Source organism: Gilvimarinus gilvus, from assembly GCF_030518155.1.
In the GTDB taxonomy this organism is placed as follows: domain Bacteria; phylum Pseudomonadota; class Gammaproteobacteria; order Pseudomonadales; family Cellvibrionaceae; genus Gilvimarinus; species Gilvimarinus gilvus.
This window is the reverse complement of the sequence record NZ_JAULRU010000569.1, coordinates 230,436-246,958: the sequence shown is the minus strand read 5'-3', so window position 1 is coordinate 246,958 and position 16,523 is coordinate 230,436. Positions and strand designations below refer to the sequence as shown.

Here is a 16,523-nt window from a genome sequence, read left to right as displayed (position 1 = left end):
TACGGTAAGATAAGAATCACCACTATAGGCCGGGAGTGCAGAGCATGCTGAGAATGTTTGATATTCAGAGCGCCAAATTGCGAGATCAAAATGTCGAGCCAGACAATGTGCGATCCGCAATGCGCGAGGCAGTCTGGATTGATGCGCATGAGCCAACGGAAGAGGAGCGCGAGCAACTCAATACTTTTTTGCGCGCGGAATTGCCCGAGACCGAAGATGTCGAAGAGATCGAATTCTCTGCACGCTACTTTCAGGATTCGGCGGGTTTACACGTTCACTCCTTGTTTTTGGCGCCAACCGAGGGGCGCCATATTACCAGCACGGTTGCTTTTATTTTACAGGAGAAGCGCCTCATTACGCTGCGCGATGGTGAGTTGGCGGATTTCCGCCTGTTGCGAATGCGTGCTCGCCGCGGCCAGGTTCAGGCCCACTCGCCGCAGGATTTGTTGATTACCATGTTCGAGCAAAAGGTGGAGAATCTCGCCGATGTGCTCGAAGACATACATCGTAAACTTGAGGATGTTAGTCACACCGTGCTGGAAGATGACGATGCGGATCTCGAGGACGCCATTGATCGGTTAGCGAAGCTCGAGGATAGTAACGGCAAAATCCGTCTGTGCCTGATGGACACACAGCGCTCTATCTCATTTTTGCAGCGTCATTTACGCGAGCACTTTGAATTGCAGGAAACCGCGCGCGAAATTAAGCGTGATGTGGATACCTTGATGTCTCACACGGCATTTTTGTTTGATAAAATTAACTTTCTGATGGACTCCACGCAGGGGTTTATCAATATCGAGCAAAACCAAATTATTAAAACGTTTTCGATTGCGGCGGTGATTTTTCTGCCACCGACAGTGGTTGCCAGCTTCTACGGAATGAACTTCGAATTTATTCCAGGCTTGCACTGGGAGTGGGGCTACATAACCGGAATTTTAATTATGTTGGCGTCAGCCATTGCACCACTTTGGTATTTCAAACGTAAAGACTGGTTGTAACGTTTGAAAATCAGGTGGGTATATGCGCGATGTATTAATCGCCGGAGCGAGCAGTGCTCTGGCACAGGCGTTGGCTGCGCGTTTATGCGCTCAGGGCGATCGGGTGATTGGACTGTGTCGCGATTCACGGCTCAGGCCCAATTTTGAGGACATAGTTCAGTGCGCGTATACAGAGGCCGGCCTTAGTCGGGCGGTGGCGCACATTCAAAAACGCGGTTACAAGCCATCACTGTTTGTCTGTTGTGTTGGAGTCTTGCACGACTCTCTGGTTGTTCCTGAGAAGCGTTTGGCTGATATTCAATTCTACGCTCTCGAGCATTACTTTGCGGTCAATACGATTGTGCCGGCTCTCCTCTTAAAACATATAGTGTCTGTGCTTGATGCCAACAGCGAGCCCCGGATGGCGTTCTTAAGTGCTAAGGTCGGCAGCATCGAGGACAATAGGCTGGGAGGCTGGTACGGCTACCGGGCCAGCAAAGCGGCACTCAATATGTTGATTAAAACGTCGGCAATAGAGTTGGCGAGGCGCTACAGTGGCATTTGTGTGGTGGCGGTGCACCCTGGTACAACACACTCTGCGCTTTCAGAGCCGTTTGTCGATCGCATTCCCAAAGGCAAAATTTATTCGCCCCAGCAGTCGGCGGAGCGCTTGTGCAATGTTATTGACGGTTTAAGCGCTGAGGATAACGGGCAATTTTTCCACTGGGATGGCTCCCGTTTGCCCTGGTAGAGCCGTTTCACCGGGCGGCAAATATGCTATTATCGCCCGCTTTTCGACCTACACTGATAGGAATATCCTATGAATCTTGCTGACAGGGTTCTCGCTGTTAACAACGATCTCCCCATTCGCACTGAATTGCCGGTTCACAGCGGTAAAGTACGCTCTGTTTACTGGCTTACCGAAGCCGATAGTCGGCGGCTGATTGCCGAGAAGGGCTACGACGTAACGGCGGATGCGCCATTGGCCATTATGGTCATCAGTGACCGTATTTCTGCTTTTGACTGTATATGGCATGGTGAGGGTGGGATGCAAGGCGTGCCCGGCAAGGGAGCCGCGCTCAACGCCATTTCTAATCATTGGTTTCGCTTGTTTCGCGAGAGAGGCTTGGCCGATAGCCATGTTTTGGATATTCCGCACCCGCTGGTCTGGATCGTCCAAAAGGCGCGCCCCGTGCTGATTGAGGCAATTTGCCGACACTACATTACAGGCTCTATGTGGCGCTCTTACGCTAAAGGCGAACGCGAGTTTTGTGGCATTGAGCTGGCGGATGGTCTGCAGAAAGACCAGAAGCTATCTGAGCTGCTCATAACGCCGTCAACAAAGGGTATTCTTGAAGGTATCCCCGGGGTACCTGCGGTGGATGATGTCAATATTACCCGCAGCGACATTGAGGCAAATTATGCAGCCTTCAACTTGCAGAGTAAGGCAGATGTTGATGTGTATGAAAAGCTGCTGCAAGAAGGTTTTAACGTAATCACGGAAGAGCTGGCCAAGCTCGACCAAATATTTGTCGATACCAAGTTTGAATTTGGCTACGTTACCGATGCCTCTGGTAACGATAAGCTTATTTATATGGACGAGGTGGGTACGCCGGATTCGTCGCGTATTTGGGATGGGCCGCAATACCGTGATGGCAAAATTGTCGAAAAGTCGAAAGAAGCCTTCCGTCAGCTGCTGCTGAATCACTTTGAAGACCCGGATATTTTGCTTAATAAAGACCGCATGGAAGAGCGCAAGGCGCTGGCCAAAGACAATGCATTGCCTTCGGCGGCACTCATGCAGGTGTCAAAAACTTATTGCGACATTGCTGAAAAAATTACTGGCGAAGCAATTGTCTTGTCGGATAACCCGAAACAGGAAATTATTGACGTTCTGCGCGTGCAGTACGGTTTGATAGACGATTAGTTTAGTGGGTGGCCGGCATTGTCGGCTAATCTACCCATTCCCAGCGCAATGGCTCGCCAAATTCATCGTAGATGATTTTTTTGCGTGACTTTGAGGCGCCATGGCGAGGCCGCTTGGGTGGTGCTTTGGGTTTCTTGCGCTCCTCTATGGCAGCGATCACTTCGTTGACCGGTGTTCTGGTATCCGGATCGGCCTTTTTATCGAACACGTGAGGCAGAGGGGTGTTGGTATCCTCTCTGCCAGAGATGCCACGCGGTACTTCATATACCGTACCACCGCGGTCTTGATAGTCGCGGATTTGCGCCTCAAGTTCCTGGCGTTGTTCCTTTTTGGATTTGACCGGTTTCATGAATTTAGTACGAAGTGGCAAAATAGCCGATTAGAATAGCATTTGCAGCGGTTGCCTGAAAGCTGGCCGCCTGATTTGAGCGAAGATTTAATGAGTGAACCAAGCGTAAAAATTACAGAGATTTTCTACTCGCTGCAGGGGGAGTCTAATACCGTGGGGTTACCCACCGTATTTGTGCGACTGACGGGCTGCCCGCTGCGCTGTGGATATTGTGACAGTGAGTACGCATTTTACGGTGGCGAGCGTATGTCTTTGCAGCAGGTGTTGGCGAAGGTTGCTTCTTACAGGGCGCGCTACATCTGTGTGACGGGAGGTGAGCCGATGGCACAGCCCGGCACGCCTGAATTGCTGTCCAGGCTATGTGATGAGGGGTATCAAGTGTCACTGGAGACCAGCGGTGCAATAGCGCTAGATAATGTTGATACGCGCGTGGTAAAAGTTATGGATTTGAAAACACCCGGGTCCGGCGAAAGCCATCGCAACCTTTGGCAGAACCTGGAGCATTTAAGCGGTCGGGACCAGATTAAGTTTGTGATCTGTTCACGGGAAGATTACGACTGGGCGCGCCTGAAGATGGATGAGCACAAACTGGCTGAGCGAGTCGCCGATGTGCTGGTTTCGCCCAGCTTTGGTGAAATTGAGCCGCGCGATCTTGCCGATTGGGTTGTCGACGATAATCTGCCGGTGCGCTTTCAGTTACAGTTACATAAACTTTTGTGGGATGACACCCCGGGTCATTAAGATTTGATGGAGTCGTTATGAGCGAGAAAAAAGCCGTTGTGCTTGTATCCGGTGGTTTGGACTCAACCACGGCCCTGGCCATTGCCCGCAGCGAGGGTTTTGCCTGTTACACGATTAGTTTTGACTATGGGCAACGTATGCGCGCCGAGTTGCTAGCGGCAGAGCGAGCCGCAAAAGCGCTAGGCAGTGTTGAGCACAAAGTTATCGATTTAGATTTACGCAGCATTGGCGGCTCGGCGTTAACCGATGACAAAATCGACGTTCCGGAGCATGCAACACAGGGGGTTCCGGTGACTTACGTACCGGCCCGAAATACCGTGTTTTTATCTATTGCATTGGGTTGGGCTGAGGTCCTCGGCGCAGATGATATTTTCATTGGCGTGAACGCGGTCGACTACTCAGGCTACCCGGATTGCCGGCCCGATTATATTGCGGCTTACGAAAAGATGGCTAATTTGGCGACACGCGCGGGTACCGAGGGGCACACCTTAAGTATACGAACGCCACTGATTGACCTGACCAAGGCTGAGATTGTGCAGCGAGGCCTGTCGTTGGGGGTAGACTACGGTCTTACCGTGTCTTGCTATCAGGCTGATGACGACGGCCGTGCCTGTGGTTTATGCGACAGCTGTCGGCTGCGTAAAGTGGGATTCGAGCAGGCGGGTGTGATAGATCCAACCCGTTATCGCTAGGCTGTGCAACTTAGTGCAGAGAAGGCCTGTAGCGCCCGGCATGATGGAAATGCGCTGAAAAACTGCCCGCATCGGTAAGTTATTGATCAGTTGTGGTTTATTACGGGTGAATTGCAAAAAATTGCTTGTTTTTTCTGACTAAATCATTATTATGTGCGCCTCTGATTTGGACGCCACAAGCAAGGCTTTGCAAGGTCAGACGGGTCGTTAGCTCAGTTGGTAGAGCAGTTGGCTTTTAACCAATTGGTCGCGCGTTCGAGTCGCGCACGACCCACCATTTTCATCGTCAACGGTTACTGAGCGCCGCGGGCCGGTCGACAACGAATGCGTCGAAGTTACAAACAGTTTTTATGGGTCGTTAGCTCAGTTGGTAGAGCAGTTGGCTTTTAACCAATTGGTCGCGCGTTCGAGTCGCGCACGACCCACCATTCAAAAACGCTGAGCCCTGTGGGTTCGGCGTTTTTTTTGCTTAATTCTCAGCCAGTTAGCGGGCAAGCGGCACGAATACAGCGAGCCTTATGTTAGAATGCCGTGTTTACAGATCAACCCGTCCTGCACAGGATGTGGGGCAATTGGGGTCGTTACATTATGTCCAGTAAAGTTATTGAAGCCGATGTTGATGAGTCGTTTGCTGCCGATCGTCAGGTTGTGATTGAGCATCTGGCTGGCATTAACCCTCATGCTCAACTTAGCGAACAGGAAAAGAGTGACTATAAAGCGCGCATTAAGGCGTTGTTGCAACAGCACAATGCGGTCTTAGTGGCGCATTATTATACCGACCCAATCATTCAGGAGTTGGCCGAAGAGACCGGCGGCTGTGTGGCAGATTCGCTTGAGATGGCTCGCTTTGGCAAAGAGCATCCCGCCGATACGTTGATCGTAGCGGGCGTGAAGTTTATGGGCGAGACGGCCAAAATTCTCACGCCGCATAAGCGTGTGTTAATGCCAACCTTAGAGGCGACATGCTCACTGGATATCGGGTGTCCGGCCGACGAGTTCTCAGAGTTTTGTGATCAGCACCCCGATAGAACAGTGGTTGTCTACGCCAATACGTCGGCGGCGGTTAAGGCCCGTGCTGACTGGGTGGTTACCTCAAGCATCGCGCTGGATGTGGTAGAGCATCTTGATAAATGCGGAGAAAAAATTCTCTGGGCTCCGGATAAGCATCTGGGGGCCTATGTGCAGAAACAGACCGGTGCCGATGTTCTGCTGTGGGACGGTGCCTGCATTGTTCACGAGGAGTTCAAGGCCCGGGGCATTGAAGACCTTAAAGCGCTTTACCCGGGTGCTGCTGTGCTGGTGCATCCAGAATCGCCACAGGCGGTGGTGGAGTTGGCAGATGTGGTTGGCTCAACTTCACAGTTAATTCAGGCGGCGGAAACTTTGCCAAACCGGGAATTTATTGTGGCGACAGACCAAGGCATTTTTTTCAAGATGCAGCAACGTTGTCCGGATAAGGTGTTTCATGTGGCCCCAACCGCCGGTAGTGGTGCGAGTTGTCGCAGCTGTGCCAATTGCCCGTGGATGGCCATGAACGCTCTGGATAATTTGGCGGATGTGTTCGAGCGCACGGACAATGAGATTTTTGTGGACGAAGCCTTAGCGGAGCAAGCCATGCGGCCACTGCGACGTATGCTGGAGTTTAAAAAGAGTTAGGCGGCGCTTGTCTCGACCTTCGGTGGTGCGTAACATGACGCCCATTGTTTAACCTGCGGTCGTTGTACCTTGCATCTGGCCGCAATAGCGCCCTAGTCGGCGCACCTTCCGAGTTTGGAGTAACTATGATTCAAGGCAGTATGGTTGCCCTGGTAACCCCCATGCACGATGACAACAGTCTGGACTGGGACAGCTTGTCCCGCTTGCTGGATTGGCATTTGGAAAAGGGGACGCACGCCATAGTGGCTATGGGCACAACTGGTGAGTCAGCAACTCTTGATGTCGATGAGCATTTGGCTGTAATCAAATTTGTGGTTGACCGGGTGGCTGGGCGTATTCCGGTTATCGCGGGTACTGGCGCGAACTCAACTTCTGAGGCCATCGAGCTGACTGAAGGCGCTAAGTCTGTGGGCGCCGATGCGTGTCTTTTGGTCGCCCCGTATTATAACAAACCCACCCAGCAGGGCATGTATCTGCATCACAAGGCCATTGCCGAAGCCGTTGATATTCCGCAAATTTTGTATAACGTGCCTGGCAGAACCGCCGTTGATTTGCTGCCAGAAACGGTGCTGGAGCTGGCGAAAATCCCCAATATCATCGGCATTAAAGAGGCCACAGGCGATATGGATCGCGCCAAAGCGATCATTGATGCGGCCCCCGAGGGGTTCAAGGTGATCTCTGGCGACGACGAGACGGCGGTTGAATTGATGATTCTTGGCGGTCATGGGGATATTTCTGTCACCGCGAATGTCATACCGGATAAGCTAGCGCAAATGTGCGAGTTGGCCATTGCCGGAAAAGCAGATGAAGCCCGGGCGCTTAACGACGACTTAATGCCCTTGCATCAGTCACTTTTTTTAGAGGCCAACCCGATCCCGGTTAAGTGGGCGCTGGCGCAAATGGGGGTTTGTGAGCGGGGAATTCGACTGCCATTGACGCCTTTGTCGGAGCAATATCACGAGCAAGTGCGGGCAGCCTTACGCCATGCCAATTTGATTTAAGCGGATTTGAAATAGTCACTATGATAAAAAAAATAGCCCTTCGGGTTACGGTGTTAGGTTTGACCTTCTTGGTAGGCGGTTGTGGCGTCTTCTTTGGAGATAACGCTTATTTTCGTAATCGCGATGGTGATTACCAAAAGGCCGATAAGATTGAGCCCATGAAAGTGCCCGAGGGAATGAACGACCAGGCGCTGGGTAAGCTGTATCCTATACCGCCGATCACGGAAAGCGAGTTCGACGAAGAGTCCGAATACCGGGCAGGGGTGCCGCGGCCGCAGCCACTGGCGACAAACCTTATGCAGGAAAACATCAAGATCCAGCGATTAGCCGAAGAACGTTGGATTTTGATGAACGTATCGCCCGGAGAAGTATGGCCGAGGGTGCGTAGTTTCCTCAACGAAAACAATGTCGATGTGGCAAGCGCCGATATCAGTCGGGGTCTAATTGACAGTCATTGGCTGCAATTCAAGTCGGATTTAAGCACAACAGATCGCTATCGCGTTCAAATTGATCAGGGCGTTCAGCCCGAAACCAGTGAAATACATATCCTGCACCAATCCGTTGTAGGCAGCGAGCCGCCTGAGTCGGCCGAATGGCCAGCGCAGTCTTCATCTAAGGAGCGGGAGTCTTGGTTGTTGGATGAAATGGCCGCGGCACTGGCCGCCGATACCACGATTGGCGGTACGTCGCTGTTGGCGCAAGCCATTGGTGGTGATGCTAAGTCGGGTTTGGTGGTTGAGGCCAACGAACCGGTGATGAAAATACGCTTAAACGAAGCGCGTGCAAAAGCGACGTTATTCCACGCTATGAAGCAAGATGGCTTTGCTATTTACGACAGCGCGGTAGAGCAGGGCATCTATTACCTGCACTATGAAAAAGTTGAAGAGGATGATGAGGGTTGGTTTAGTGGGCTATTTGCCAGCGATGGCAAGGTTATACATGAGAGCCCCTACACATTAGCGCAATTAATGACCGTTGTTCCGACCGGAGATAACTTTAAGACAGCGCCCTTGTCTAAGCCCAATAAAGAAACACAATTTCCGAAAGCACCAGGCTACCTTGTCTTCCTCAAAGGTGAAAGTGGCGACTATACCGTGCATCTGCGCGATGCTTACGGCAAACGCCTCGATCCCCATTTGGCGAGAGAGTTGCTTACTGTGCTGCGTACCAATCTTATTTAAGTCGCCGCTGGGCGTGGGGGCTTTATGAGGTTCGCCTCTCTCGGTAGCGGCAGTCAGGGCAACGGTACACTCATTGAGTGGAGTGACGGAGCTCTGTTGCTCGATTGCGGCTTCAGTATGAAAGAAGCTGAGCTGCGTCTGGCCCGTCTAGAGCGCAGCCCCCGCGACCTCAGTGCCTTACTTGTCACCCACGAGCACGGCGACCACATAAAGGGCATAGCGGCTATGGCTCGCCGATATCAGCTGCCGGTTTACATGACACCTGGCACCTATCACAGCCGTGATTTAGGTGTTATTCCTCAGTTGCGCTTGATTGAAGGTTATCGGGCTTTTCGTATCGGTAGCCTTGAGGTCGAACCTGTACCTGTGCCTCATGATGCCCGTGAACCATCGCAATTTATATTTTGCAGTGACGGTATAAAATTCGGTGTCTTGACGGATCTGGGGAGCATATCGCCCCACGTGGAGGAGCGTTACTGCGACTGTGATGCGCTGCTGTTGGAGGCCAACCACGATCCGGTGATGCTCGCCAGTGGCCCGTACCCGCCATCGCTTAAGCAGCGTGTGGGGGGCGCGTGGGGGCACCTAAGCAATCAGCAGACGGCTGGTTTCCTGGCGCGTGTAGATACTGACAAGCTGCAAGCGTTGGTGATTGCCCATATTAGCCAGAAGAATAACTCGCTTGCCGCTGCTCGCGCTGTACTCGACCCCGTCACACAGTCGGTGGCGAGAGTGCAATACGCGTGTCAGGATGAGGGGTTTGGCTGGATTCAGTTGCGCGCGCCATTAACCAGCGCGGCGCTTGCCTGAAATCTGCTATATTCAAAAATGAACAACATTCTATGCCACAATAGAGGAGAAAATGCTGCCATGGAGCGTCGCCAGCATGAGCGGACTAGCCGTAGCATTCGGGTTGAGATGACCCACCCGGGCATCGGTACGATTATCGGTTTCACCACAGACATTTCCGATGGTGGTGCTCAGGTAACGGTCGAGAATCAACCCAGCCCACCTGTGGGTACGATTGTCCATGTGATGTTTCGCAAGGTTGTTGGCCCAATCAACTCGGAGCCCGTTGCTATGCGCGTGGTCCGCCAGTTTCGCAACTCCGTGGGTTTAACCTTTGCGGTTTAGTGCTGACAATGCAATGGATACTCGATGGTCCCGTTGTTTTGTTTGATTTGTGTTTCCACCTTATTCAGCTCTTCGCACGCTAGCTGCTCGTTTTCCCCAAGCGTAAGCTCGGTGAGTTTAAGCAGGCGCAGCAGAGGTGCTGCCTCTCGAATGTTGTTGCCATCGAGCAGAAGCATTGTTAGTTTGCCGAGTCGCTCTAGCACCTCAATGTCAGTGATTTCGTTGTCAGACAAGTCCAGCTCAGTTAAAGCGTAGAAACGCTCCAGTCCCGCCAGCGATACGATCCCCGCGTGCGTGCAGCGTAGCCTTGTCAATTGCGCCACATTAGTAATCTTTTCATCCTTGATCGTTTGTACAATACAAAGCTCTAGGTTGCGGTCGGCGACCTCAACGTCTTTGAGTAACTCTTTGGGCGTGTAAAGAACATTGTCGTTAAAGGAGACTTCATAGCCTGAGCAGGCCGCGAGAATGACAGTGGCAAGTAGCCAGAGAGCCTGGGTAAGTTTAGACATAGGTTATGATGCTCGTAGTGTTCAGTTTCGGTTAAGCCGTACTTTGCCATTGTGGCACAAGCGTTTGGCAACACTAACAACATTTACGGTCGGCTGTTGTGTTAACAAGTGCTCGGATACTGGCTATGGATTTATTGTACCATCAGCGCTATTAACAACATTGGCAGTATGTAGGAGTCAATATGAAGAAAATAATTGTATGTGCCACGCTTTTTGCGGTAACCGCTTGCACCACCACTGATCCATACAGCGGCGAGGAAAAAACGTCGAATGCGACTACTGGCGCTATCGTGGGGGCGGTCGCCGGTGCTGCCATTGGGGTCGCCTCGTCCAGTAAAAAAGACCGCGAGAAAGGCGCGTTGACGGGGGCTCTGGCCGGTGGTGCTATAGGTGGCGGAATCGGTCATTATCAAGACCGACAGGAAGCTGCGTTGCGCCAAAAATTGCAAGGCAGTGGGGTTCAGGTGCGTCGTGAGGGAGATACCATCTCGCTGATTATGCCGGGGAACGTCACCTTTGACACCGATCAGTATACGATTCGCAGCGAGTTTCACGAAGTTTTACAATCCGTGGCCGCAGTGCTGCGTGAGTACAAGAAAACCAATGTGAAAATCAGTGGCCATACAGACTCTACTGGCTCTGCACAGTACAACCAGCTGTTGAGTGAAAGGCGGGCTCAGAGCGTAAAAGAGTATCTTGCCCGGGGGAATGTCGCCTACAACAGATTGCAGTCGGTAGGCTATGGCCCGCGTTACCCCATTGCCAGTAACGGATCAGCACAAGGGCGAGCGCAAAATCGCCGTGTCGAAATCGACTTAATACCACAGTCGTAAATAGGTGGTCCTGTTTGATAATATAGAGGGCTAAGGAGCTCTCTATGTCTCACGTTGTCGTCATCTGCAATGATATCCACCGCCGCCCAGAGGCCGCTCGGCTTGCCCAATCCTGCAAAGTGGAGTTGCTTCTCGATGTATCCCCCAGTGAAATAGAGCGCGCCGATTTTGCATTGGTGTTTGCCCCAACGGGCGTCGAGCTTGCTCACACAGGTGGCAAGGCGCCGGGGCCGGTCAAATGTGACTTTGCCAGTGGTGCGGTAAACCACAGGCGCCAATTCGGTGGCGGTAAAGGACAAATGATTGCTAAGGCCTGCGGTATTGGGGCGCGCGTAAAGCCCCATATTCTCGATGCGACCGCAGGGTTGGGAAGAGATGCTTTTGTGTTGGCGACGCTGGGCTGTTCGGTTCATTTGTTGGAGCGCAATCCTATGGTGCATGCACTCTTACACGATGGCCTCGCTCGAGCACAGCTCACAGGTGACACGACACTAGCTGGCATTGTTGCACGGATGAAATTGGAAGCCGGAGATGCTCGCGCGTTCATGTCAGGCCCCGAGAGGTTTGACGTTGTCTATCTCGACCCTATGTTTCCACAAAGACAGAAGTCGGCACAAGTAAAGAAAGAGATGCGGGCATTTCACACGCTGGTGGGCGACGACCCCGATGCAGGTGAACTAATACAGCTTGCGCTGAATCTGGCACGTTTGCGGGTTGTGGTTAAACGGCCTCGCAAGGCTCCGTGTCTGGCTGATATGAAACCTAACTACTCGTTGGAAGGCAAGTCCAGTCGGTTTGACGTGTACGCGCTCCAGAAAATGCCGGACGTGCTCAATGGCGACGATCGTGCCAAAAGTGATACAAACGACTGAACAGTATGCGCGCTTGCGCCAGCATGGCAATTGCGAAGCCTATACCTACCACGACCACGCCCAGTAAAGTGATGAGCTCTTGCTGAAGTGAGGGCTCCATACTTTGCGAGGCAATATAGATTGTCACCATACCGCAGAAAAAGATCATGGCTCCTAAGCGAAACTGCTTGTAGCAGATTGCAAATGGCGCTTGCATGAACTTGTTAAACCGATCTTTTGCTGTCATGGCGCAATTATAAAGCAAGCAGAATCAACGTCTATACGCAAGATGCGATCGATTGGGGCTAAATAGCGCAGTATTTTCTGTTATTGAACCAATTCAAGGCACCTGCGCCACAGTGTTAGCGGTAAATTGCCAGAAATACCGGGTTTGTTTTGCCATGCACTGTGGTCTGACTTATGCTACCTGTAGTGTAAAAAAACGCAGATGTGAATGATCGTGTTAGAGTGATCCGTGCATTCAGTTCGCAATCCATATTCGTGGCATGAGGGAGATTCAATGCAGATCGATTGGCGAGAGTATGAAAGTGGCGAGTTTTACGATGAATTAATCAGTTCTCCCGGCCATCCGCGTAAGGTAAGCCGCAACCTGGCTAAGTATCTGGCCAGTCTTTCCAGTGAAGATATTGCCGCACGTAAACACTCGGCAGAGCTGGCCATAAAGACCATGGGAATCTCCTTTACGGTCTACTCTGAAGCGGGCAACATTGATCGAGCCTGGCCGTTTGATATTATCCCCCGCGTCATTTCGCAGAAAGAGTGGAAAAAAACAGAGCGTGGCCTGACTCAGAGGTTGGCCGCTTTAAACTGTTTTATTGACGACATATACAACGAGCAGAAAATCATCAAGGACAAAGTCCTGCCAGCTGAGCTGTTGGCCGACTCTGTTAACTTTCGTCCAGAGTGTGTTGGTATGAAGCCCGCTTTTGGGGTATGGGCGCACATTTGTGGTAGCGATTTGATTCGCGATAACGACGGTAGTTTTTACGTGTTAGAAGACAATTTACGGGTTCCATCAGGGGTGTCATACATGATGGAAAACCGTAAGGTTACCAAGCGTGTTTTTCCTGAGTTGTTTGAGAATCACAACATTCTGCCGGTGACTGAGTATCCCAACCAACTGTTTGACACACTGGCCGCTATATCTCCGCGACCGCTGGAATTCCCGGAAGTGGTTGTGCTGACCCCCGGAATTTACAATTCTGCCTACTTTGAGCATTCCTATCTGGCTCAGCAAATGGGCGTGGAGTTGGTTGAGGGCAGCGATCTGGTGGTCGAAGACGACCATGTGTTTATGCGCACGATCAATGGTTTGTCCAGAGTTGATGTCATTTACCGGCGTATTGATGATCTTTTTCTTGATCCGGAAGCGTTTAATCCTGATTCAGCGCTGGGGGTTCCCGGCTTGATGCGTGCCTGGCTTAAAGGCAATGTGGCCATTGCCAATGCGCCGGGGGCGGGGGTGGCCGATGACAAAGTTATATACACTTTTGTGCCCGCCATGATTAAGTATTATTTGGGCGAAGAACCGATTCTTCCGAACGTGCCCAGTTACCTATGCATCGACAAAAAACAGCGCGATCACGTGCTCGAAAACCTTGATAAGTTAGTGGTAAAGCCTGCCAATGAGTCCGGTGGCTACGGCATGTTGATCGGGCCGCAATCCACAAAAAAAGAGCGCGAAGAATTTGCTGCGAGAATAAAAGCGTCCCCTCGAAACTATATGGCGCAGCCCTTAATTGCGTTATCCACTAATCCGATTATTGATAGCAAAAACGCTGAGCCCAGGCATGTGGATCTTCGCCCTTTTGTGTTACAGGGGCGCACCAGTAGTGTAACCGCTGGGGGTTTAACCCGCGTTGCCATGCGCAAAGGGTCATACGTGGTAAATTCCAGTCAGGGCGGTGGTAGTCAAGACACCTGGATCGTTGCCGAGGAGGATAAGTAATGCTGTCACGAGTCGCCGAGCGAGTGTATTGGATGGGACGTTATATGGAGCGCTGTGAAAACGTTGCGCGACTGGTTGACGTTAACACCAAGTTGTTGCTGGATTTGCCCCGTGGTGTCAGTGTCGGCTGGGGCACGTTAGTAGATATTAGTGGTGGCAGTGATTTTTATCGGCGAGATTTGGACAGCGCCGATGAGCGTGCCGTCATGCGGTTTTTATTGGCCGATATGAATAACCCGAGCTCGTTGATGAGCTCCATCACCTACGCTCGGGAGAATGCGCGAATTACCCGCGAAATTCTGCCCTCGGAGGTGTATACGCTAGTCAATGACTTGTACCTTTATCTCAAAGATCGGTTCCCTAAAGGGGCCGCCCGAGGTGAACGGCAGGCGTTACTGGAAGAGGTTATTGAAAAGGTCCAGCAATTTACCGGTATGCTGGCCGGTTGTATGAGCCATAACGATGCCTATAGTTTTCTTCGGCTCGGCCGAAATTTAGAGCGGGCCGATATGACCTCGCGTATTGTTGATGTGGGCACTAGCCGCATACTGACCAAAGCGCTAGAGGAAACTGAAGCCAATGAGCCATTCGAAAACATTTTGTGGATGAGCGTGTTGCGGTCGTTAAGTGGCTATCAAATGTACCGCCAACATGTATTGGACCGCGTTAATGCCGAAGATGTAGTGATGTTTTTGGTGCAAGATTCTCTATTTCCCCGGTCTGTTGCACACTGCCTGAGTGAGCTTAGCGAGGCATTTGATCGGTTGCCCAACAGCGACAATGCCCAACGTGTATTGGCGAGTGTTCGCAGACAGTTAAAGACAGCGGATATCCTTCAGCTGATCGAATCAGGCTTACACGAGTACATCGACTCGATTCAATCGAGTATAGGTGAAGTTCATTCAGAAATTGCGGATACTTGGTTTTTGCCGCAGGTTCAGGTGACTCAGTGAAAGACTTTCAATGCGAGTGTGGCAATCGCATATTCTTTTTTAACAATCGGTGTTTAAGTTGTGAGCGCCGACTTGGCTTCGATCCCAATCTGTTGATTATGCGAGCTTTCCCGAAAACGGATGGTTGGTTACGCAGCGACAGCGGCGAAGACTTTAATTATTGTCAAAACTATTACGACTTTAACGCGTGTAACTGGTTGGTTAAAAAGGGCTCAAAAAATCGCTACTGTTTATCATGTCGACTCAACAAAACCGTTCCCGACCTGGTGTCGGCGGAAAATATCAATCGCTGGAGCAAGTTGGAGGCGGCCAAAAGGCACTTAATCTACTCATTGCTTAGTTTGGGTTTGCCGATTCAAAGCGACAAGCACGCTCCGGTGCGTTTGGCGTTTGCGTTTTTAGAGGATGCCCGCACTAATCCTAATTATGCAGAGAGTTTCGTTGCTACCGGACACAGCAGCGGATTGATTACCATCAATCTAGCGGAAGCTGACGACGCCTACCGGGAGCGAGTGAAAGAGGAGCTAGGGGAGCATTACCGTACAATTTTGGGCCATTTTCGTCACGAGATAGGTCATTACTACTATGAAATGTTGGTGGCCAGAACATCTTGGCGTGCTCCGTTCGAAGCGTTGTTTGGTAACCCTCAACTGGATTATCAGCAAGCGCTGAAGGCGCACTATCAGCAACCCCAGATGGAAAATTGGCAGTCGGCGTATATCAGTTCATACGCACAATCGCACCCGCTTGAGGATTGGGCAGAAACTTGGGCGCACTATCTACACATTCTTGATACGCTGGACACCGCCATTCACTTCAAGCTGGTAGAACCGCTGCAAAAGAATGGCCGGGTCGATGCTGGCGAAGCGATCGAGCAGTGGCTGGCTTTGTCGGTAAAGCTCAATGCGCTGAATAGAAGTATGGGGTTACCCGACGCCTACCCGTTTGTTATCACGCCAAAGATTACCGAGAAGCTCAAGCTGATTCATCGGGTGATTGAGCATCAGACCACTGCAATGGTGGCAACCGGTCAAAGGCTTCAATAAGATACTGATCCCACGCTTTTTTCAGTTCGCGCAAATATTCATCGTCATCGTCAAAGCGGAATCGGGTCAAATTAAAGCTGTCGGTAGCGTATACCGCCAGCTCTATCGGTGGGCCGACTGTTAAGTTACTGCGCATGGTGGAGTCCATCGAAACCAGGGCGCAACGTGACGCGTCCTCCAGTGAGGTGGTACGGCTCAGAATGCGATCAAGAATCGGTTTGCCGTATTTGCTTTCGCCAATTTGCAGATATGGGGTGTCTTTTGATGTGGTGATATGGTTGCCTTGGGGGTAGACCATGGCCAATCGGGGCTTGTCTCCCTCGACCTGGCCGCCCAGAATAAAACTTGCTTCGAAGCTCGCGCCGGCATTGGGACCGCCACCACCGGAATGTTTTTCTTGCTCTTGTCGGCTAATCTCGCCGAGATAGCTCGCGGCTTCGCTAATATCAGGCAAGTTTTTGAGGCTGGTAGAGGCATCATCGCGGATGTCTCGTTTAATTTGCGACACGACAGCCTGAGTGGTGGCCAGGTTGCCCGCTGATAACACGACGAATTCACGCTCACCGGATACCTTGTAATGGAACATTTTGCTGTATGTGCTGACTTGATCAACTCCAGCGTTGGTGCGGGAGTCAGAACAGAATATCAGGCCAGCGTCCATGGTAATAGCAACGCAATATGTCATAAATTGGTCAGCCGAA

At 51.4% G+C, this 16,523-nt stretch carries 19 protein-coding genes and 2 tRNA genes; 17 read left to right on the top strand and 4 right to left on the bottom strand.

From position 1 onward, the window contains the following. Positions 1-44: 44 nt before the first annotated feature. From corA to QWI17_RS11770, 3 genes are all read left to right on the top strand, one after another. Positions 45-998, top strand: a complete 954-nt coding sequence (gene corA / locus QWI17_RS11780; RefSeq protein WP_302722701.1) for a magnesium/cobalt transporter CorA — start codon at positions 45-47, stop codon at positions 996-998. A 22-nt stretch (positions 999-1,020) separates the two neighbouring features. Further along, positions 1,021-1,728 (top strand): SDR family NAD(P)-dependent oxidoreductase, encoded by a 708-nt coding sequence (locus QWI17_RS11775; protein ID WP_302722700.1) that lies wholly within the window; start codon positions 1,021-1,023, stop codon positions 1,726-1,728. 69 nt (positions 1,729-1,797) lie between these two features. Continuing rightward, positions 1,798-2,904, top strand: a complete 1,107-nt coding sequence (locus QWI17_RS11770) for a phosphoribosylaminoimidazolesuccinocarboxamide synthase (protein ID WP_302722699.1) — start codon at positions 1,798-1,800, stop codon at positions 2,902-2,904. A 25-nt stretch (positions 2,905-2,929) separates the two neighbouring features. Here the strand turns inward: QWI17_RS11770 and QWI17_RS11765 are convergent, their stop codons facing one another. After that, positions 2,930-3,253 carry a hypothetical protein gene (locus QWI17_RS11765; protein WP_302722698.1) on the bottom strand — a complete coding sequence of 108 codons (324 nt, stop codon included), beginning with the start codon at positions 3,251-3,253 and terminating at the stop codon, positions 2,930-2,932. A 90-nt stretch (positions 3,254-3,343) separates the two neighbouring features. Between QWI17_RS11765 and queE the strand changes: the two genes are divergently transcribed. The 9 genes from queE (at position 3,344) to QWI17_RS11720 (ending at position 9,658) form a co-directional block, all read left to right on the top strand. Then, a complete protein-coding gene (gene queE, locus QWI17_RS11760; RefSeq protein WP_302722697.1) occupies positions 3,344-3,994 on the top strand; it encodes a 7-carboxy-7-deazaguanine synthase QueE in 651 nt (216 codons plus the stop codon). A 17-nt stretch (positions 3,995-4,011) separates the two neighbouring features. Continuing rightward, positions 4,012-4,686: a 7-cyano-7-deazaguanine synthase QueC gene (queC, locus tag QWI17_RS11755; protein ID WP_302722696.1), complete on the top strand. Its 675-nt coding sequence runs from the start codon at positions 4,012-4,014 to the stop codon at positions 4,684-4,686. A gap of 201 nt (positions 4,687-4,887) precedes the next feature. Next, positions 4,888-4,963, top strand: a tRNA-Lys gene (locus QWI17_RS11750). A gap of 75 nt (positions 4,964-5,038) precedes the next feature. Next, positions 5,039-5,114, top strand: a tRNA-Lys gene (locus QWI17_RS11745). Positions 5,115-5,274: 160 nt separating this feature from the next. Beyond that, positions 5,275-6,342 (top strand): quinolinate synthase NadA, encoded by a 1,068-nt coding sequence (gene nadA, locus QWI17_RS11740; RefSeq protein ID WP_302722695.1) that lies wholly within the window; start codon positions 5,275-5,277, stop codon positions 6,340-6,342. A 125-nt stretch (positions 6,343-6,467) separates the two neighbouring features. Beyond that, a complete protein-coding gene (dapA, locus tag QWI17_RS11735; protein WP_302722694.1) occupies positions 6,468-7,343 on the top strand; it encodes a 4-hydroxy-tetrahydrodipicolinate synthase in 876 nt (291 codons plus the stop codon). 20 nt (positions 7,344-7,363) lie between these two features. After that, positions 7,364-8,524 (top strand): NlpB/DapX family lipoprotein, encoded by a 1,161-nt coding sequence (locus tag QWI17_RS11730; protein WP_302722693.1) that lies wholly within the window; start codon positions 7,364-7,366, stop codon positions 8,522-8,524. A gap of 24 nt (positions 8,525-8,548) precedes the next feature. Beyond that, the gene (locus QWI17_RS11725) at positions 8,549-9,334 is read left to right on the top strand and encodes an MBL fold metallo-hydrolase (RefSeq protein WP_302722692.1); all 786 of its coding nucleotides are present in this window, start codon (positions 8,549-8,551) and stop codon (positions 9,332-9,334) included. A 60-nt stretch (positions 9,335-9,394) separates the two neighbouring features. Further along, entirely contained in the window at positions 9,395-9,658 is a 264-nt protein-coding gene (locus QWI17_RS11720; protein WP_302722691.1) for a PilZ domain-containing protein, read from the top strand. Here QWI17_RS11720 and QWI17_RS11715 read toward each other — a convergent pair. After that, the gene (locus tag QWI17_RS11715) at positions 9,655-10,170 is read right to left on the bottom strand and encodes a leucine-rich repeat domain-containing protein (protein ID WP_302722690.1); all 516 of its coding nucleotides are present in this window, start codon (positions 10,168-10,170) and stop codon (positions 9,655-9,657) included. The genes QWI17_RS11720 and QWI17_RS11715 overlap by 4 nt on opposite strands. 182 nt (positions 10,171-10,352) lie before the next feature. Between QWI17_RS11715 and QWI17_RS11710 the strand changes: the two genes are divergently transcribed. Together QWI17_RS11710 and QWI17_RS11705 are read left to right on the top strand one after the other, a co-directional pair. Continuing rightward, the gene (locus tag QWI17_RS11710) at positions 10,353-11,003 is read left to right on the top strand and encodes a YiaD family glycine zipper/OmpA-like lipoprotein (protein ID WP_302722689.1); all 651 of its coding nucleotides are present in this window, start codon (positions 10,353-10,355) and stop codon (positions 11,001-11,003) included. 44 nt (positions 11,004-11,047) lie between these two features. After that, entirely contained in the window at positions 11,048-11,875 is an 828-nt protein-coding gene (locus QWI17_RS11705) for a class I SAM-dependent methyltransferase (RefSeq protein ID WP_302722688.1), read from the top strand. Here the strand turns inward: QWI17_RS11705 and QWI17_RS11700 are convergent. Beyond that, entirely contained in the window at positions 11,835-12,101 is a 267-nt protein-coding gene (locus tag QWI17_RS11700) for a hypothetical protein (RefSeq protein ID WP_302722687.1), read from the bottom strand. The two genes, QWI17_RS11705 and QWI17_RS11700, sit on opposite strands and share 41 nt — an antisense overlap. 273 nt (positions 12,102-12,374) lie before the next feature. Between QWI17_RS11700 and QWI17_RS11695 the strand changes: the two genes are divergently transcribed. Genes QWI17_RS11695 through QWI17_RS11685 form a run of 3 tightly spaced genes read left to right on the top strand, consistent with a single transcriptional unit; the run spans position 12,375 to position 15,822 of the window. Beyond that, complete coding sequence (locus QWI17_RS11695) at positions 12,375-13,823, top strand: circularly permuted type 2 ATP-grasp protein (RefSeq protein ID WP_302722686.1); 1,449 nt, start codon at positions 12,375-12,377, stop codon at positions 13,821-13,823. Next, positions 13,823-14,776: an alpha-E domain-containing protein gene (locus tag QWI17_RS11690; protein WP_302722685.1), complete on the top strand. Its 954-nt coding sequence runs from the start codon at positions 13,823-13,825 to the stop codon at positions 14,774-14,776. Before QWI17_RS11695 ends, QWI17_RS11690 begins: the two co-directional genes overlap by 1 nt. Next, positions 14,773-15,822 carry a zinc-binding metallopeptidase family protein gene (locus tag QWI17_RS11685; protein ID WP_302722684.1) on the top strand — a complete coding sequence of 350 codons (1,050 nt, stop codon included), beginning with the start codon at positions 14,773-14,775 and terminating at the stop codon, positions 15,820-15,822. Before QWI17_RS11690 ends, QWI17_RS11685 begins: the two co-directional genes overlap by 4 nt. Here QWI17_RS11685 and QWI17_RS11680 read toward each other — a convergent pair. Then, positions 15,752-16,507, bottom strand: coding sequence for a proteasome-type protease (locus QWI17_RS11680; RefSeq protein WP_302722683.1), 756 nt, complete (start codon positions 16,505-16,507; stop codon positions 15,752-15,754). The two genes, QWI17_RS11685 and QWI17_RS11680, sit on opposite strands and share 71 nt — an antisense overlap. Positions 16,508-16,523: the final 16 nt, after the last annotated feature.

What these genes read in the sequence shown, in the direction of transcription:
- queC (WP_302722696.1), top strand. Translation starts at nt 4,012, where the DNA reads ATGAGCGAGAAAAAAGCCGTTGTGCTTGTATCCGGTGGTTTGGACTCA.
- QWI17_RS11730 (WP_302722693.1), top strand. Translation starts at nt 7,364, where the DNA reads ATGATAAAAAAAATAGCCCTTCGGGTTACGGTGTTAGGTTTGACCTTC.
- QWI17_RS11725 (WP_302722692.1), top strand. Translation starts at nt 8,549, where the DNA reads ATGAGGTTCGCCTCTCTCGGTAGCGGCAGTCAGGGCAACGGTACACTC.
- QWI17_RS11710 (WP_302722689.1), top strand. Translation starts at nt 10,353, where the DNA reads ATGAAGAAAATAATTGTATGTGCCACGCTTTTTGCGGTAACCGCTTGC.
- QWI17_RS11695 (WP_302722686.1), top strand. Translation starts at nt 12,375, where the DNA reads ATGCAGATCGATTGGCGAGAGTATGAAAGTGGCGAGTTTTACGATGAA.
- QWI17_RS11705 (WP_302722688.1), top strand. Translation starts at nt 11,048, where the DNA reads ATGTCTCACGTTGTCGTCATCTGCAATGATATCCACCGCCGCCCAGAG.
- QWI17_RS11680 (WP_302722683.1), bottom strand. Translation starts at nt 16,507, where the DNA reads ATGACATATTGCGTTGCTATTACCATGGACGCTGGCCTGATATTCTGT.
- QWI17_RS11765 (WP_302722698.1), bottom strand. Translation starts at nt 3,253, where the DNA reads ATGAAACCGGTCAAATCCAAAAAGGAACAACGCCAGGAACTTGAGGCG.
- queE (WP_302722697.1), top strand. Translation starts at nt 3,344, where the DNA reads ATGAGTGAACCAAGCGTAAAAATTACAGAGATTTTCTACTCGCTGCAG.
- QWI17_RS11690 (WP_302722685.1), top strand. Translation starts at nt 13,823, where the DNA reads ATGCTGTCACGAGTCGCCGAGCGAGTGTATTGGATGGGACGTTATATG.
- QWI17_RS11770 (WP_302722699.1), top strand. Translation starts at nt 1,798, where the DNA reads ATGAATCTTGCTGACAGGGTTCTCGCTGTTAACAACGATCTCCCCATT.
- nadA (WP_302722695.1), top strand. Translation starts at nt 5,275, where the DNA reads ATGTCCAGTAAAGTTATTGAAGCCGATGTTGATGAGTCGTTTGCTGCC.
- QWI17_RS11720 (WP_302722691.1), top strand. Translation starts at nt 9,395, where the DNA reads ATGGAGCGTCGCCAGCATGAGCGGACTAGCCGTAGCATTCGGGTTGAG.
- QWI17_RS11775 (WP_302722700.1), top strand. Translation starts at nt 1,021, where the DNA reads ATGCGCGATGTATTAATCGCCGGAGCGAGCAGTGCTCTGGCACAGGCG.
- dapA (WP_302722694.1), top strand. Translation starts at nt 6,468, where the DNA reads ATGATTCAAGGCAGTATGGTTGCCCTGGTAACCCCCATGCACGATGAC.
- QWI17_RS11700 (WP_302722687.1), bottom strand. Translation starts at nt 12,101, where the DNA reads ATGACAGCAAAAGATCGGTTTAACAAGTTCATGCAAGCGCCATTTGCA.
- corA (WP_302722701.1), top strand. Translation starts at nt 45, where the DNA reads ATGCTGAGAATGTTTGATATTCAGAGCGCCAAATTGCGAGATCAAAAT.
- QWI17_RS11715 (WP_302722690.1), bottom strand. Translation starts at nt 10,170, where the DNA reads ATGTCTAAACTTACCCAGGCTCTCTGGCTACTTGCCACTGTCATTCTC.